Origin of the sequence: Bacillus sp. jun7, from assembly GCF_051034795.1 — a bacterium.
Taxonomy (GTDB): Bacteria; Bacillota; Bacilli; order Bacillales; family Bacillaceae; genus Bacillus; species Bacillus velezensis.
This window is the reverse complement of sequence record NZ_CP093219.1, coordinates 1,474,557-1,490,705: the sequence shown is the minus strand read 5'-3', so window position 1 is coordinate 1,490,705 and position 16,149 is coordinate 1,474,557. Positions and strand designations below refer to the sequence as shown.

14 protein-coding genes are annotated in these 16,149 nt (G+C 47.2%); 12 read left to right on the top strand and 2 right to left on the bottom strand.

All coding sequences use genetic code 11. The annotated features are described in order from the left end of the window. Position 1: 1 nt before the first annotated feature. The 12 genes from MJQ52_RS06810 to MJQ52_RS06755 all read left to right on the top strand — a co-directional run bounded on the left by MJQ52_RS06810 (position 2) and on the right by MJQ52_RS06755 (position 15,077). Positions 2–604, top strand: coding sequence for a major tail protein (locus MJQ52_RS06810; protein ID WP_229023833.1), 603 nt, complete (start codon positions 2–4; stop codon positions 602–604). An 84-nt stretch (positions 605–688) separates the two neighbouring features. After that, positions 689–1,027, top strand: a complete 339-nt coding sequence (gpG, locus tag MJQ52_RS06805) for a phage tail assembly chaperone G (RefSeq protein WP_229023834.1) — start codon at positions 689–691, stop codon at positions 1,025–1,027. A 241-nt stretch (positions 1,028–1,268) separates the two neighbouring features. Further along, positions 1,269–6,617: a phage tail tape measure protein gene (locus tag MJQ52_RS06800; RefSeq protein ID WP_434181891.1), complete on the top strand. Its 5,349-nt coding sequence runs from the start codon at positions 1,269–1,271 to the stop codon at positions 6,615–6,617. Further along, positions 6,617–7,435 carry a phage tail family protein gene (locus MJQ52_RS06795; RefSeq protein ID WP_094247612.1) on the top strand — a complete coding sequence of 273 codons (819 nt, stop codon included), beginning with the start codon at positions 6,617–6,619 and terminating at the stop codon, positions 7,433–7,435. The genes MJQ52_RS06800 and MJQ52_RS06795 overlap by 1 nt, the downstream gene beginning before the upstream one ends. Positions 7,436–7,446: 11 nt before the next feature. Then, positions 7,447–8,976 carry a phage tail protein gene (locus tag MJQ52_RS06790; protein ID WP_094247613.1) on the top strand — a complete coding sequence of 510 codons (1,530 nt, stop codon included), beginning with the start codon at positions 7,447–7,449 and terminating at the stop codon, positions 8,974–8,976. 14 nt (positions 8,977–8,990) lie between these two features. Next, positions 8,991–11,552: a peptidase G2 autoproteolytic cleavage domain-containing protein gene (locus MJQ52_RS06785; protein WP_094247614.1), complete on the top strand. Its 2,562-nt coding sequence runs from the start codon at positions 8,991–8,993 to the stop codon at positions 11,550–11,552. A gap of 13 nt (positions 11,553–11,565) precedes the next feature. Next, positions 11,566–13,002 carry a BppU family phage baseplate upper protein gene (locus MJQ52_RS06780; RefSeq protein ID WP_253252029.1) on the top strand — a complete coding sequence of 479 codons (1,437 nt, stop codon included), beginning with the start codon at positions 11,566–11,568 and terminating at the stop codon, positions 13,000–13,002. Then, the gene (locus MJQ52_RS06775; protein WP_232484459.1) at positions 13,002–13,301 is read left to right on the top strand and encodes a hypothetical protein; all 300 of its coding nucleotides are present in this window, start codon (positions 13,002–13,004) and stop codon (positions 13,299–13,301) included. The genes MJQ52_RS06780 and MJQ52_RS06775 overlap by 1 nt, the downstream gene beginning before the upstream one ends. A 1-nt stretch (position 13,302) precedes the next feature. Then, positions 13,303–13,488 carry an XkdX family protein gene (locus MJQ52_RS06770; RefSeq protein ID WP_094247616.1) on the top strand — a complete coding sequence of 62 codons (186 nt, stop codon included), beginning with the start codon at positions 13,303–13,305 and terminating at the stop codon, positions 13,486–13,488. A gap of 28 nt (positions 13,489–13,516) precedes the next feature. After that, entirely contained in the window at positions 13,517–13,780 is a 264-nt protein-coding gene (locus MJQ52_RS06765) for a hemolysin XhlA family protein (protein WP_094247617.1), read from the top strand. Positions 13,781–13,859: 79 nt separating this feature from the next. After that, positions 13,860–14,798, top strand: coding sequence for an N-acetylmuramoyl-L-alanine amidase (locus MJQ52_RS06760; protein WP_094247618.1), 939 nt, complete (start codon positions 13,860–13,862; stop codon positions 14,796–14,798). 21 nt (positions 14,799–14,819) lie between these two features. Then, positions 14,820–15,077 (top strand): holin, encoded by a 258-nt coding sequence (locus MJQ52_RS06755; RefSeq protein WP_013351583.1) that lies wholly within the window; start codon positions 14,820–14,822, stop codon positions 15,075–15,077. Between the two features lie 477 nt (positions 15,078–15,554). On the opposite strand, the gene MJQ52_RS06750 is transcribed toward MJQ52_RS06755, so the two are convergent. Next, on the bottom strand, positions 15,555–15,890 hold the full coding sequence (locus MJQ52_RS06750; RefSeq protein WP_434181890.1) for a YolD-like family protein: 336 nt from the start codon (positions 15,888–15,890) through the stop codon (positions 15,555–15,557). A 45-nt stretch (positions 15,891–15,935) separates the two neighbouring features. Further along, positions 15,936–16,148, bottom strand: a complete 213-nt coding sequence (locus MJQ52_RS06745; protein ID WP_029973246.1) for a helix-turn-helix domain-containing protein — start codon at positions 16,146–16,148, stop codon at positions 15,936–15,938. Between the last annotated feature and the right edge of the window lies 1 nt (position 16,149).

Here is a 16,149-nt window from a genome sequence, read left to right as displayed (position 1 = left end):
TTTGGCAGGAACACGCATGGGATTACGTGATATTTACTTTGCGAAATTGATTAAGGACGATGAAGCGGGCGCCACTTACGATAAACCGGTTAAGATCGGTAAGGCGATTGAGGCGTCTATTTCACCGAACACAAACAGCGAAACTTTGAACGCGGATGATGGACCGTCTGAGATCGAAACGGCTTTCGGTGGCGTCGAGGTAGAAATCGGCGTTGACCAGTTGTCCCACGACATTCAGGCGTTATTACTCGGACATACGGTTAATGCTGATGGCGTGCTCGAGAAGAAAGACACTGATTTGGCGCCATATGGTGCGTTACTCTTTAAATCGCAAGTATCGGGTGGCGGCGATAAGCTCTACGCGCTATATAAAGGTAAATTCCAACTGCAGGAAGAAGAGTTCGCTACTAAAACGGATAGTCCGGAATTCCAAACGGATTCAATTTCCGGCACATTCATGCGTCGTGAGTTTGACGGTGTTTGGGGCCGTTCAGTTTACACGAAAGGTGAAGGCGTTAATCAAACGGTTATTAACGAATGGTTCACGAAAGTTTACGAGCCTTCATCGTCTACCGGCGGCGAAACACCGCCTTCAGGCGAGTAATAGATTCATATCAGAGAGTTCGGTGGCGGCCGGCTCTCTTTTTATTTGTTCGCTCAAAAAAACAAAAATTAGGAGAGTGTTTGCATGCAGATTACATTACTTATCAAAGGTGAAGAAAAGGTATTTCACGCGCCATTTATTAAAGGAAGAATGCTTCGCGAAGCTATCAAGCTATCGAAAACAAGCAATTTTGACGAACTAGACGTCGGCGATCTCGATAACCTCGTTGATTATGTTGTTCGTGTTTATGACAACCAATTCTCACTTGATGAATTCTACGACGGAATTGCTTCTGAAAAAATGATCCCAACAATCTCGGACACTATCCAAGGCGTTGTCGGGACGGTAAATGCGGGCGTTGAGCAGACTGCTGCTGCAAAAGATGAAGGCGAAGCCACTGCGGAGACTCCGGCAAAAAACTAAAGCCAGGGTACCTTTTCCCGTTAGACTTCCTCGAAAAGCTTGAATACGACCTTAAAAAGCTTTACCTCGATAGCATGGAGCGCCCACAAGATATCTATTATCTCGACGAAATGGACATAGGTTGGTTCTTCGAGCTTATGCAATTTTCCGGAGGCGGAAAAGACAAGAGCAGCGATTCAAGCGGTGGGAAGAAGGAAGTCTATATCGATCAGGTACTCGGTTTTTAGAAAGGAGGTAAAGCATGGCGGAATTACTCGGCTCTTTGCGGGTCAGTATCGGACTAGATAGCGCTGAGTTAACTCGCGGCCTCGATGGTATCAACAAGAAACTTGAGGCTGTTAATAGTGAATTCAAGGCAACGATGGCTGGCGCCGGTAGATTCGATAACAGTCTTGACGCTCTTAATCAGAAAGCGAACGTGCTTAATCGTACGATGCAGGTACACACATCGAAGCTGTCCGAGCTTAAACGTCGGTATGAAGAGAGTGTACGAGTAAAGGGAAAAGACAATGACGCCTCTGTCCGGTTACTGACGCAGTACAACAAAGCATTAGCGGCCATGAGGAAAACCGAGGATCAACTCGACCTCGTTAATAAGCGGATTAGAGAGCAGAGTACGGGATTCGCACAGCTAGGAGCAAAATTAAATGCGAGCGTCAATACGATCACGACGAAAATGCGTGCGCTTGACGCGGCGTTTAAAGCGACAACGGCCGGCATTGATAACTTCGGATCGACCTCGGATCAACTGAGGCAGAAAGCCGACCACCTAACTAAATCAATCGATCTTCAGCAACAACGCTTAAAAGATCTTCGCCGGCTATATCTCGAAGCCAAGCGCGCAAAAGGAGAAGACGCTCAGGAGACGCAAGAGCTTAGCGCAAGAATGAACGAAGCTACCGCACAGCTCCGTGAGACGCAAGCGCAATTAAGAGCGACTAACACGCAGATTGAACAGCAAGCGAATGCGTGGCACCGTATGGGAACGCAAGCTCAAGAGAGCGGCGAAAACCTTCGAACAATTGGCGGAAAATTACAGTCGATTGGCTCCGAAATCGCAACATCATTCGGCGTTGCAACGTTGGCAATCAGCGGAGCCCTCGGACTCGCGACAAAGAAATCGATGGACTTCGAGCAGCAAATGTCGAACGTTAAATCGGTAATGGATCCGGCAGAGGCGAATAAATATAGCGACGCTTTAACGAACTTGGCGGTTAAACTCGGTGCGGATACTAAATACAGCGCGTTAGAGGCTGCGCAAGGTATGGAAGAGCTCGTTAAAGCAGGCGTATCTACCAAAGATATCATGGGCGGAGGCCTTTCCGGCGCACTTTCATTAGCGACAGCCGGTGATCTTGAACTGGCAGATGCTGCAGAAATCGCCTCTACCGCGCTCAATGCGTTCAAAGACGATAATTTAAGTGTTGCCAAGGCTGCCGACATTCTAGCAGGAGCGGCCAATGCTTCGGCTACTTCTGTCGGAGAAATGAAGTACGGACTGTCCATGACTTCAGCGGTAGCCGCGGGCATGGGTTTATCTTTTAAAGATACATCTACAGCACTTGCAGTATTTGCGCAGAATGGACTAAAGGGATCTGATGCTGGTACATCACTAAAAACAATGTTAAGTCGTTTAGTGCCAATGACAGACGGTGCCTATACAACAATGGAGTCTCTCGGCCTTGTTTCATTAGATACGAAAAAAGCGTTTGAACAGTTGGCTAAACAGGGATTTAAACCGGCTAGCCAAGATCTCGGAGATATTTACAAAGCGATGGATGCGTATGTCACCAAGACAACCGGCTTAAAAAAGGGTACCGCCTCATTTGAAAAAGCATTTTCTAAGGCATCGATTGCACTTGGGGTGATGGACAATAAGTTTTTCGATGCTCAAGGAAACATTAAAAGTATGACCGAGATATCCGGAGAACTCTCTAAGGCCTTGGATGGTATGTCCGCCAAAGATAAACAGGAAGCACTGTACAAAATCTTCGGCTCCGATGCTATCCGCGGAGCATTAATTCTCGGCAAGTCCGGGGCTAAAGGTTTTACCGAGATGGCTAATGCGATGGATAAGATCAAAGCGGCGGACGTTGCGGCCGAGCGTATGAACAACTTGAAAGGGCGAATCGAAGAGCTTTCAGGCGCATTCGAGACGGCACAAATAAATGTCGGTAAAGCGTTAACCCCGGCCGTATCCGCGCTAGTTGCCGTTTTGCAAAAAGTTGTAGACGCGTTTAATAATTTATCGCCAGGTATGCAGAAGTTCGTGGCCATCACGCTAGCGGTAACAGCGGCTATTCTAGGCGTCGTCACCGTCCTAGGCGTTTTGTTAGCAGGAATCGGAGGTGCGCTCGTCGGTTTAGGTTCGTTGCAAATCGCGTGGGGGCTTTTATCGGTTCAAATAGCGGCTGCAGGCGGTATGATGGGCGTCTTCACATCGATATTAGCGGCCTTGACGAGTCCAATTGCGTTAACAATAGCAGGTATAACGGCGTTAGTGACCGTTTTTGTTCTCGTATACAAACATTCGGAGCAGTTACAAAAGCTTTTAGGTGTAGTGTTTAACGCAATCAAATCCGGTGCCTTAGTCGCATACAACGGCGCGAAGGTAGCGTTTGATGGAATCATTGCGGCTGTAGATCGTATGTCAGCGTACTTGCTCGAAAAAGGTCCGGCCATGTGGAACGGATTTGCAGCCGGTGCGGTTAACATTGGAACCGCCATTCAGAGCGGATTCAGTAGTGCGATAACTGCAATTGGTTCGTTCTTTTACTCGCTCGGACAGAACGCCTCAGAATTCTTCGGCCGAGGCGTCGCAGCTAAAGTAGCGGACGCGGCGGGGATATTTTTCGCACAATTGAAAACCGCATTCTCAAGTGTCGGCGGCGTAATCTCTATCGTTGCGCCCGTGATTACGGGGTTTGGTTTGGCGTTAGCGGGCGTATCAGGGCCGATCGGCTTCGCGATTACGGCGTTAGCTAGTTTGTCCGGATTTTTATTCCGCCTTTATCAGTCTAACGAACAGTTCCGTAACTCGGTAACGACTGTCTGGTCGCAAGTTTCAAGCGTTATTAGTAGCGCAATGACGGCCTTGCAACCGGTATTTGATGCATTCAGTCAATACTTCGGTGAAATAGCGGCTGAGCTAGCGCCGGAGTTCGCGGAAACGATGAACGTTATGGTTACGAGTCTCGCTACGTTAAAGCCGGCTTTTGCGGAGCTAGGCGCAGCTATCGCAGAGCTCGGACCGTCTTTCGCACAATTAGGCGCAACGTTCGCAAGTTTAGCAGGTGCCCTAGGTACGGCATTTTCGGATGCGGTCGTTCAAATTACGCCTTTACTCGGTGAATTAGCGAGTGCTTTCACGCAGATGCTTCCGGGGATAATTAGCTTGGTTAGCGGACTATTAAACATATGGGTACAGGTTCAAGGTACGTTGTTACAGGTCATAACGTCAATTGTAACGACAGTTCTACCGATTCTCGTCGAAGGATTTACGTCACTGCTTCCGATTGTTTTGAACGTAGTTCAAGCGGTATTTCCAGTGATACTAAGTCTTATCCAAGCGATTGCGCCGGTGATTCAAATGATCGCAACTACAGTTTTACCGGTTTTGTTGAGCGCGGTTCAGGCGATTTTTCCGGTCGTTTTAGCAGTGGTAAAGGCCGCGATGCCATTCGTGGCTACTATCATCCAGTTGGTTGCATCAGTAATTAAGGATCTGGTAGTTAACGTCTTACCATTAATTTTGGAAGTCGTAAAAGCGGTCTTTCCGTTGATTGTACCCATCATTCAATACGCGGCACAAATTATCATTCAGGTATTAAAAGCGGCTGCCATAATTATCAAAACTGTTTTAATTCCTGCCGTAAAGTTTATTCTGAGCATTGTTCAAGCAGTTTTCCCTGTAATAGTTTCCGTCATTAGAGCCGCGCTAAATATAGTGACTAACGTAATCAAGTTGTTCTCGGCTGTGTTGCGAGGGGATTGGAAGGCTGCATGGAACGCCGTCCTCGGAATCTTAAAAGCTATATTCTCGCCGATTGTAAAATTGGTAACCAACATGGGAAAAGCAATTTCCGATAAATGGACTTATGTTAAGAATAAGATGGCGCTTTTAACTTACGAGATGAAGAAAAAAGTAATGGAACGTTTTAACAGTATAGTAGATGGCGCGAAAAAGCTTCCAGGAAGAATTGGAGACGGAATCAAAAGTATGGCCGGTAAAGCTGTCAACGGAGTCAAGGCTCTTGGGAACAAGATGATCGGCGGCTTCGAGGGTATCGTAAACGGTCTTACGCAAAAAGGTATCAATAAGGTTCTCGGATTGGTTGGCGTCGATAAGAAGCATTTCATCCCGAAACTAGAGATACCTAGATATGCGAAAGGTACGGCAGCAGGCGGACACCCAGGCGGTCCAGCGATCCTCGGAGATGGCGGCGGCCCTGAGCTGTTCCGAACACCTTCCGGATTTACCGGCCTAAGTCCTGGCAGAGATACGCTGTTTAATTTACCGAAAGGAACTCAAGTCCTTCCGCACGGCATGACGAAAAAGCTTATTGCGCAGGGCATTCCGGCCTTCAAGAACGGGACGAAAAAGAAAAACCTTTTCGAAAGAGGGGTTGATGCGGTTTCGGGCGCAAAAGACACTGTCGTAAATGTCGCGAAAGGCGCCGTGAGTAAAGTCAAAGATTTCGCATTTGACGTGTGGGATTACGTTTCAGATCCGAAGAAGCTAGTTTCGAAGGTTGTCAACAGCCTCGGACTAAAGCTTCCGGAAATTTCGGGGGCATTCGGCAGTTTGGCGAAAGGGTCTTACGAAAAGATTAAATCGTCAATGGTCGGTTTCGTTAAGAAGCAGATCGATGATTTTGGCGGCGGCTTCGGAAGTGGGGAAAAAGCGACAGGTAACGTAAAACAGTGGATTCGTAAAGCGATGGCCGTCACAAAAGTTCCGAGTAGTTGGTTTAACCCATTAACAACAATCGCAATGAAAGAATCCGGAGGACGGACCGGCCCTTCAACGATCAACAAATGGGATAGCAACTGGAAGCGCGGAACGCCGTCGATGGGTCTTATGCAGACAATTAGACCGACGTTTGACGCGTATAAAATGAAGGGCATGGGCGACATCATGAATCCGGTTCACAACGCGGTTGCAGCCATTCGCTACATCATTTCACGATACAAAACGGTTTTCAATGTACCCGGAATTAAATCAATGCGTGCCGGCGGCCCTTACAAGGGTTACAAAATCGGCGACATTGTGACGCAAAAGCAACTCGCTTGGGTTGCGGAAGAGGGTCCGGAAGCAGTCATCCCGTTAAAGAATAACCGTCAGCGGGCGCTTCAACTTTATAAAGAAACCGGTAAGAAATTAGGCGTAGAGAGTGGAACAGATCAGACGGTTGTAGCGAATCTACTTGAGCGGCTGGTGAGCGTGGAGCAACGATCTTTAGCGACGCTTAATATAATTGCGCAAAAAGATCCGAGCGTACGGGTAGATAAGGATGCTTTAACTAACTACGTCGACAGCTCTCAGGCGCAACAAGCCATGATGAAAAGATTATTTAGGGGTGATCGGTAGTGCATCTGATAATTATAAAAAACGGTGAGACGATCGATCACCGTAATTTCGGTTTACGGCTCCTTAGTTTTCGAAAGGACTCGTTAACCCATCGGACAGATCTTCAGGAAATAGACGGCCGCAACGGATCAATCGATGTAGGTACGACATTCGACATCCGGAAGTTAACGGCCGTTTTTCTTTTTAAAGGCGTGGATCATCTCGATTATCATTTGTTACTAGATGAGATATACGATCTATTCGCGACACAGAACGAAATGGAAATTATAGATTCGCGCCAACCCGGAAAGGTTTGGTCCGTAAAAGTAAGCAGTACGTACGAACCGGAAGACATCACGCCTAGGAGCGGGAAACTTACGGTGGAGTTTACGGCTGCTTTTCCTTTTGCGGCATCTTTAGGTTCAACGCTCGACCCATTAACATTTAACTCCGATAAGTGGCAAGTCGCGCAAGGTTTGCTACCTTCGGACGATTTATCGTATCGACACAAAACGAACAGATTCCGAATTTACAACGCAGGCAACGTAACAATTGATCCAGCCGAAGACGTACCGTTAGATATCGTTTATGAAGGAGCTTCATCCAATTTTAAGCTCGCGAATAAAACGACTACCCAAACGGTGTCTTATTCAGGGAGCTCCGGATCAACCGATACGTTGAAGCTTGAAGGTCTCCGGCATTTGAAAAACGGCACAAGCATATACGCGAATACGAACCGAGGCTACATTTCGCTTGCGCCCGGATGGAACGAAATCGAACTTTCCGGAACGGTGGGAAACTTCGAAATATCTTTCGATTTTCATTATTTGTATAAGTAGGTGCAGCGACGATGACTATTTTAGCAGTAAAAGATATATCGGGAATCGCAGAACCTTTGCCGGGCTTCTTTGCTACGCGTAGTAACGGAATCGAGGGCGAAAAAACGTTAAATGTAACGGGGTATAAGACTGATCTAAATCAACACGGTTATAAACTCGTTAAAAACGAAAATATTCTTATTTATAAAGACGAAGAATACATTATCAAAACGCACAAGGAAAAAACGTCCAAAAACGGCGCGGGTGTAGAGGTAACGGCACTTCACCGGATATTTGACGACTTGATAAATTATCGGATTTACGAAGAGAAATCGGGCACGCTGCGAATAAATGCGATGCTCGATTTTGCGTTAAAAGGGACCGGATACACGTACGAAGTAGACTATACGGATCTTCCGACATCAGTAGAGGTTCAAAACTTCGGATGGGATAATTCGTTAGCTTTACTGCGAAGCATTCTCGAAAAGTTTGGCGCAGAATTTGATTACGCCGGTAAGCGTATTTACATTGCGAAAAAGATCGGCAGCAAGAAAGACGAACCTTTTCTGCGATACAAGTACAACGTCAGTGAGCCGGAAAAAGAGATCGATACTAGTAGCTTTGCGACTTATATTCGCGGCTACGGTAAACAAAAAGATGATGGTACCTATGTTGTGCAGGCGGAGTATACAAGTCCACTAGCAGCGATCTACGGAATAAAGCACGCCGAGCCGGTAAAAGACGAAAGGTTTACCGATAAAGATTCGTTGTTAACGGAAATGAAAAGTAAGCTCAACGACAGTCTGGACATATCGTTAGTATTTACGGCTATTGAGCTCGCAAATATGGGTTTTAAAGATGTGAGGAAAGGCGATTATCTGTGGTGCGTTATCGAACCGTTTGATATTAACGTTCAGCTACGCGTCTTAACTATCGAAGACTATTCGAATGACAAAAAACCGCCAGTTTTTACATTCGGATCAGTCACGAAAAAAGCGTCGGATTTAATTGCAGATTTTGATACGACTAAGAAAACGGTTGATAAGGTAATCGATGCGTCCACCGGAACTATTAAAGCAAGCGCACTGAATACAGCGGGATTGGCGCTCAAGAGCGATTTAGATGCGCATGTCAAAAACACGGACATACACGTAACTGCATCGGAAAAGTTAACTTGGGATTCGAAGGAGTCTGGCGGAGCGGCCGCCGCATTGGAAGCCCGTCTAACGAATGTAACCTGGACGGCTCCGACGTTTAAAAGTGGATGGACGCAATACACCGACGCTTCCGGAAGTTATCCGGTTCAGTACGGTAAGGATATGGTCGGAACGGTGATATTACGAGGCGTTGCGAAAGGCGGAACCCTCGGACTGACAACACCGGTTTACACACTGCCGGCAGGTTTTCGGCCAACTTACCCGTATCATTTTACCGGATCGGCAGGCGCTGGTTTTATTTATACCGGCGTTATAAAAACGAACGGTGATGTTTGTATTGAGAGCAGCACGAATACAACTGCGAACGCTTTTATAGCAATCAACACACAATTTAAAGCGAACTAAACGGAGGTGAGCGCATGGGGAAATATTCATATAAGAAAGCTGATACTAGCGGATTTGACCGTCAGTATATCAAGAACTACAACCAAAACCTCGAAGACATCGGCAACGACATGCTCGATCTGAGTAACGGTTTGAGCCGCCATAAGACCGCAGAACATGCCCATACGTCAGATCAGATTGACCATAGCGGGTTTTCTTTGCGCACATATATAGACGGTCTGTATAACCGTATAAAAAACTTGATTCTTAACGCAGACGGAACGAACGTAAAAGAGGTGGTAGACGCTCGTGTAGACGCAGACGGCAACGTCGAACCTCTATTAAAAGAGCGGCTTGATAAAGAGTATTACAAGTTGCTCCGAAAGATCCAACGCAACGTAAACGTGGACGATTATGGCGCCGATCCTACTGGCGAAACAGATAGTACGGATGCTTTCGTAAGGGCACTCGGTAATGGTAAGGTGCGCCTTAATTTATCAGCAGGCGAATACGTCATAAAAGGCGCTAAACTCCCATCATGGACGTATCTTATCGGTCAAGGAAAAGGCGTTACTACGCTTAAGTTACACGAAGATACGCCGGCCAGCGAGTGGGTTATTACGAACGCTGACCACTCAGGAGGAAACCGGAATATCTACGTAGAGGGAATGACACTCGACTGGAATCCGGATCGTCAAGGCGGCGTGACTGCGACGGGCGGTATAAATTCGAGCTGCTTAACCTTAGCGAAAGTAAAATTCGGTTGGATTAAGGACGTAGAGGCGGTAAACCCCGGCCTACATGGCTTTGATATAACGGCTCCGACATACGACAATACTGCGGAAAATTATACGGCTGACGGATCATATTACGTTTGGCTGGATAACTGCGTCGCCTCCGGTTACGGTGACGATGGGATTACGACACATTATAGCGAATACATTTTCATTTCAAATTCGCATTGTATGAACCCTAGCGGAAAGGCGCACCCGGCCGGTGCTGCTAATTCGAATGGGATCGAAATTGATGACGGGTCAAAAAATGTTTGGGTAGACGGCTGTTATACGAGCGGAAACATTCGAGGCGTCGAAGTAAAGGCGCACAAAGAATGGCCGGCATCGCAAAACATCCATGTGACGAATCATGTTTCTTATAGGGACGTTCGTTCTTACGATGCAAGACACATCGCCCATCATAGCGAGACTGATCCTGAGAGTACATCTGCGTATCATGTGACATTCGCAAATTGCACGTCAATTGAACCCGTCTTTAATAGTTTATACGCAGATATTTCTCCGAGAGCGCTGGTTATCTCAGCCTATAAGCACGTTCAAATTTCTAATTTTACTGCGATCGGCGATCCGCAATACGATTACAAGGCCAACCCGGTAGTCGCGTTTCAATTTAAATCTAGCTATATCAACGTTGATGGAATTAAGATTCGAGGTTTTAAGACGGCCAGCCACGACATACGAGCTTTTGGCGGCGCGCAAAGAACGGACTATGTACAGCTATCCGGTGTTACAATTTCTGAATCTTCGCCTATCGGGGTTTCGTTCGGTGGCGGGGTTTATAACGCTTCTCTGATTGGCGCCACATTGATCGGAGATAGTGGTGAGATGGGCGTTTATTCTCCGAACAACCAAGTAGAACTTGCGGCAATTAACGCGGTTGGGTATGCATCTGCGGCAAATCTCGGAGGGCGTTCGTATAGCGTTGTCCCTACGAATTTTAAAGGTGGATTCAAAGGCGCCACCACAAGCGGATCACCTTTAGATCCGACGAGCGCGATCATTGCGGCTACGGGTGATAATGTTGCGAAAGGGCCTAGAAACTTTATGGGAGGCGTTTCGGGAGGCTCATCGACTGAAGGATCACGGCAGGCTATTCTCGCAACGAACAATTCGCATACAAAAGGCGACGGCCCTGCACGGACCATCTTATCGTCACAGTCCGTAATAAACGATGACGGTTATACGGTTGTAGGCGGATATGGTTCTGGCGAGGCATCCGCAGGGAACATCAAATGGAAGATCGACTCCATGAACGGTAATATTCAGGGCGTCGGCCGGGTCGAAAGCGTTTCCGACTTTAAGGACGTCGCGGAGTATTTCGAGTCACTGGACGGGAAGAGAATTGGTTCCGGCCTCATGGTAACGCTCGAAGGCGATAAAATCCGAAAAGCGCAGCCAGGGGATAGCGTGGACGGCATTATATCTGAAACTGCGGGCGTTGTATTGGGAGGCGCGGGTTTTTACTGGAATGATCGGTTCTTACGTAACGAGTTTGGCGGCATGATCTACGAAACAATCATCGAGAATGGTCGCGAGCTGGTCGTGCCGAAAGAGAATCCGAACTACGATCCGACCCTTGAATATATTCCGCGGGATGAGCGCGTTGAGTGGCATATCGTCGGGCTTATCGGGCAAATACACGTACGCATTGACGACACCGTCAGAGTAGGCGATAGAGTTACGGCAGGCACCGACGGTATTGCAACGAAAACAGCGGACAATGGCGGATTTAAAGTAATGCAAATTAAGACGGCTTACGATTCCGAAAAGGGATACGGTGTAGCCGTTATTTTTATGCGGTAAAGGAGGTTTTGCAGTGATATACAATAACGCACCCCTTGCGTTTGAGGTAACGAGTTGGACTAAAACGAACATTAAAACCGCCATACAGTTCAGCACGCAAGACATCGATACTGCGCGATTAATCTTTTCGTTAACAAAGGACGGCGTCCCGTTACCGTTGTCTGCTGTTACCGGGAAGCTCGTTCTGTTCATGGAGGACGGTAGCCGGTTTATAAAAAACGTAGAGATCGTGGATAAGGTCGAAGGCATCGCGCAGCACGTTTTATCGTCCGAAGAGATTCGCCACTACGGCGACGTGCGAGCGGAGCTTAATCTCTATTACGCGAATAAACAGGCGCTCTCCGTTCATAAATTTTCGTTCACTATCGACAAGGCACTGATTGATACGGATATTGTTCCTATTGCGGAGTATTATATCGATGACTTCGAGGCTTTGATCGCAAAGGTAAACGAACTGTATGACGAAGCCATTGAAACCATCGAAGAGCTGCGCAAGAAATTCGAAGACCTCGAAAATATTGAAACGAAAGCAGGAGCGCAAGAAAAAGCCGATAAGGCTCTTATGGACAGTAAAGCGTACACAGACGAACACGCAGATCGGACTGATAACCCGCACTCAGTGACGAAGGATCAGATCGGACTTAATAACGTAGACAACGTTAAGCAGGCGCCTCTCGACCAATTCCGGGCGCACGATTCGAATGGCATTCGTCATACTTCGCAGGTTGAGAAGGACAAGTGGAACGGATCGCAGTTGTTTAAATTGACGCAGGATACCGGCGCAGCAAAGTACATGACGGGCGTCGATTTTAATACGGTGACGGATACCGGCTTCTATTACATGAGCGGCGCAACGACGGTATTAAACGCCCCGGTAAATAACAACGGATATCTGCTCGTTCATAACTACAGTACGTACGCGTATCAGGAATACACGTCCTATAGTAGCAACGATTCGACGTCATCGGGCCGCCGGAAATTTATGCGTAATAAGGTCGCGAGCTCGGATTCATGGACGTCGTGGCGCGAGCTTGAATCGGTAGAGGGATCGCAGTCAAAGGTAGATGCTCACGCAAACAAAACGGACATTCACGTTGTACAGGCGGATAAAGATAAGTGGAATAGTCCGTGGTCCGCGACGTGGAATAACGTTACTTTGATTAACGGAGCGCAACAAAACGCTAGCTATCCGTTCAAGTTTTCCGTTGCGAATAACGAAATTAAACTGCGGGGTACATTCGGGTCACTACCGGCCGCAGGTACTTCGGTTGCCAAATTCACTTATAAGCCGACGCAGACCGTGGACTTTGTCGTGCCTACGATCGGATCATACGGGACTGCGCGCTTTGCCTTTACGATTGACGGCGATTTGAGATTCGATGGTTTTTCAGCAACCGACTCGGCGAGTGTTACGCGAGTATCTTTTAATATCGGGATTCCACTATGGTAATGGAGGCGATGAATGTGCACGTTCTTTTCTACGATGAGAATTTCAAATATGACGGCGAAGCGGATATCGAAATAAATACGGAGGCAGGCGAGGAACTGCCTCCAAATTGCACAACGGCGTTAATTCCTGCCGGATTATACGATCCGAAATATGATCCTAAAAAGGGCGTTTGGGTTGAGGCGGCAACACAAGATTATATCGACAGTGTAAAACCACCTGCACCAAAACCAAGCGAAATTGAGGTCCTGTCTCAACAGGTCGCGGATCTATACTATCTAATTGCGATGGGAGGCTCATAATATGATAGATTGGTTCACGTATATCAAAGGGTTTTACGAAACGGGTCGGTGGACGAAAAAACAAGTTTATGATGTCGTTGCGGTCGGCCGCATCACGCCGGAACAATACGAAGAAATTACAGGCGAGCCGTACGATCCCAACACGCCTCCCAGCGAAGAGCCGTCTGATGGATCTGTTGGGGATTAGTAAATAGACGAAAGGAGGCGACAATTGAATGCCGGAACCGAACACAAACGAATTTAACGATAAAATAGCGGATATTCGCGAGTGGCTCGTACGGATTGATACAAAAGTCGACTATTTTAACGACGTCAAAAATAAAGCCGAACGCGCCGACGAAAAAGCCGACGAAGCGTTAGCCTTGGCGAAAGAAAATAGGTCGGATATTACGGATATGAAAGCAAATACGAAATGGTTGTGGGGCGTAATTCTAACGGTCGCTGGGTTAGCGATATCGGGAGTTGCGCTATTTTTATAACCGAATAAATGCAACACGCCCGTCAGGTGAGAGTCCCGGCGGGCTTTTTTAATACAAAAAACGAAAAGGGGACGATTCAATGGCGATTTCAGTACGTAAGAATCTAGTTTCATCAAGTAAGTATTCGATTAAGTGTCCGTATTCAATGGATGCGAAGTACATTACGTTCCACAATACGGCCAACGATGCTTCAGCAGACGCAGAGATCCGATATATGATCGGAAACAACAACGAAGTGTCTTACCATTTCGCAGTAGACGATACGGAGGTTGTTCAGGGCATACCGACAGACCGTAACGCGTGGCATACAGGAGATGGTAGCGGCGCAAATTCCGGAAACCGGACGTCTATTGGCGTGGAGGTTTGTTACTCGAAATCAGGCGGCGCCAAGTACGAAGCAGCCGAAAAACTGGCGATCAAATTTATTGCGCAATTGCTGAAGGAACGCGGATGGGGAATCGATCGTCTGCGCAAACACCAAGACTGGTCCGGCAAATACTGCCCGCACCGTGTGTTAGCGGAAGGCCGTTGGGAAGCCGTAAAAGCGGCAATCGCAGCGGAACTCAAAGCGCTCGGAGGCAAGTCTTCCGCAAGCAAGCCGGCCAAGGCATCCGGATCGACATACACCGTTAAGAAAGGCGACACTTTGTCCGAAATTGCGGTGAAAACAGGCGTCAGTATGGCGAAGTTACAAGCATACAATGGCATTAAGAACGCGAATAAGATTACGGTCGGCCAAGTATTAAAACTGACGGGGGTGGCCGGTTCTTCTAAACCGTCATCCAGCGGTAAAAAATACGTTTACCTTCCGGCGTCTGCCGACTCATGGCGCATCTATCCGACCAACAAAGCGCCGGTCAAAGGGAACGAAATTAACTATTTGCGTCCGAGAAAATTCGGCGGCCTTAAATACGAAATCCTTGCGAATCCGCAAACGGACGTTTACACGATCAAGACGGATCAGTTCGGAAAGGTAAATATCTATGCCGGAAAAATTACAGGCGCAACAGTAAAATAAACGAAAAGGGAGACGATAATTATGGAAGAAGTGTTAATTTTCGCGACTATCCTCGCGCCCATCCTAACGGCGCTCGTTCAGCTCGTTAAGAAAACGGTTAAGCTGCCGACGAATATTGTGCCGGCTCTCAGTTTCGTCATCGGTATCGGGTTGGGCGCGATTGCCTATCCGTTTACTGACCTCGACTTGGTGCTACGTTTGTGGGCCGGCGGCTTTGCGGGTCTGGCCGCGACGGGTCTTTTTGAAATCGGAACAAAACGAGAGGGAACTACGAAATAAAATAACGGAACTTTTTGCGGGCGCTTGCGTATGAATACGTAGGTGCCTGCGTACATAAAAACTCATTGCGGATAAGTTTGGCGCCGTAGTATAATTTTGTTAACTCATATAAAGGACGGGTGGATCAACGTGGAATATAAAACGGTGACTGTAAGGAAACAGAAATTTGGCGCAGGTCGAATAGTATGTTTGACGATTGGCATCCTGCTCGTTTTATTCGGATTTCTCTTAAGCTTAACGATTATCGGAATAATTGCTGGCGGTATGTTAATCATATTCAGTTTACCGTTTTTTGCAATGGCTAAAGGCGGCGCGAAGTATACGTGTCCTAACTGCGGATATAAGCATAACGGAGTGGCTTCGGGAAGTGTAAACGCGACTTGTAGACGTTGTAAGCAAAACATCGCTGTTAATTGGATAGGTCCTCCGTCTAAAAATAAATCAGATAAAGCGTTATAAAGCGAAGAAGCCCCGTCCTTAACCGGATGGGGCATTTTTTACGTTTATGATATCCGCAAACTTCACGAAATTAGTATCGCCTCGTGCGTCCTTCACACGAAATTCCTTCCGTATATGGTCTACATAATGAACTGCGCCAATTACTTCACGTATGTATCCGTCGTCATAAAGCTCGAACGACAAATCTGCGCCTACTTCCATCGATTGCGCGACCGTCACTTCCATATCCTCGATCTGCTGCGCGTCCAGTTGCGGCTTCTCTACTTTAAGCTTCGCCTCAGCCAATCGCTGAAAGCCTTCGCGTAATTCCGGCAAGATAAAACTCGAAGCCCACAGTTTGTTATCGCTAGTCATGCCGAACACCTCCGGCTTTATTATATGCGAATATGCGTTCGGATATCAATCGGAAATAATTTCTATGATCTCGCTGATGTCGTCGATTTCAAACGTATTCACGATTCGATCCAAGTGTTCGATTGAAATCCGGACCACATGATTACGTGATAATTGAGAGATGGCTGCGGGGCGTATTCCGACCTTTTCCGAAAATTCGCCTTGGTTTAGTCCGTGCTTCTCCATTAATTTATCGATACGTAAAACCACTCGTCTCATA

Bases quoted from the DNA above. Each gene is read 5' to 3' on its own strand.
- MJQ52_RS06770 (WP_094247616.1), top strand. From the start codon at position 13,303: ATGATAGATTGGTTCACGTATATCAAAGGGTTTTACGAAACGGGTCGG.
- MJQ52_RS06775 (WP_232484459.1), top strand. From the start codon at position 13,002: ATGGAGGCGATGAATGTGCACGTTCTTTTCTACGATGAGAATTTCAAA.
- MJQ52_RS06745 (WP_029973246.1), bottom strand. From the start codon at position 16,148: ATGAGACGAGTGGTTTTACGTATCGATAAATTAATGGAGAAGCACGGA.
- MJQ52_RS06785 (WP_094247614.1), top strand. From the start codon at position 8,991: ATGGGGAAATATTCATATAAGAAAGCTGATACTAGCGGATTTGACCGT.
- MJQ52_RS06755 (WP_013351583.1), top strand. From the start codon at position 14,820: ATGGAAGAAGTGTTAATTTTCGCGACTATCCTCGCGCCCATCCTAACG.
- MJQ52_RS06765 (WP_094247617.1), top strand. From the start codon at position 13,517: ATGCCGGAACCGAACACAAACGAATTTAACGATAAAATAGCGGATATT.
- MJQ52_RS06760 (WP_094247618.1), top strand. From the start codon at position 13,860: ATGGCGATTTCAGTACGTAAGAATCTAGTTTCATCAAGTAAGTATTCG.
- gpG (WP_229023834.1), top strand. From the start codon at position 689: ATGCAGATTACATTACTTATCAAAGGTGAAGAAAAGGTATTTCACGCG.
- MJQ52_RS06800 (WP_434181891.1), top strand. From the start codon at position 1,269: ATGGCGGAATTACTCGGCTCTTTGCGGGTCAGTATCGGACTAGATAGC.
- MJQ52_RS06790 (WP_094247613.1), top strand. From the start codon at position 7,447: ATGACTATTTTAGCAGTAAAAGATATATCGGGAATCGCAGAACCTTTG.
- MJQ52_RS06750 (WP_434181890.1), bottom strand. From the start codon at position 15,890: ATGACTAGCGATAACAAACTGTGGGCTTCGAGTTTTATCTTGCCGGAA.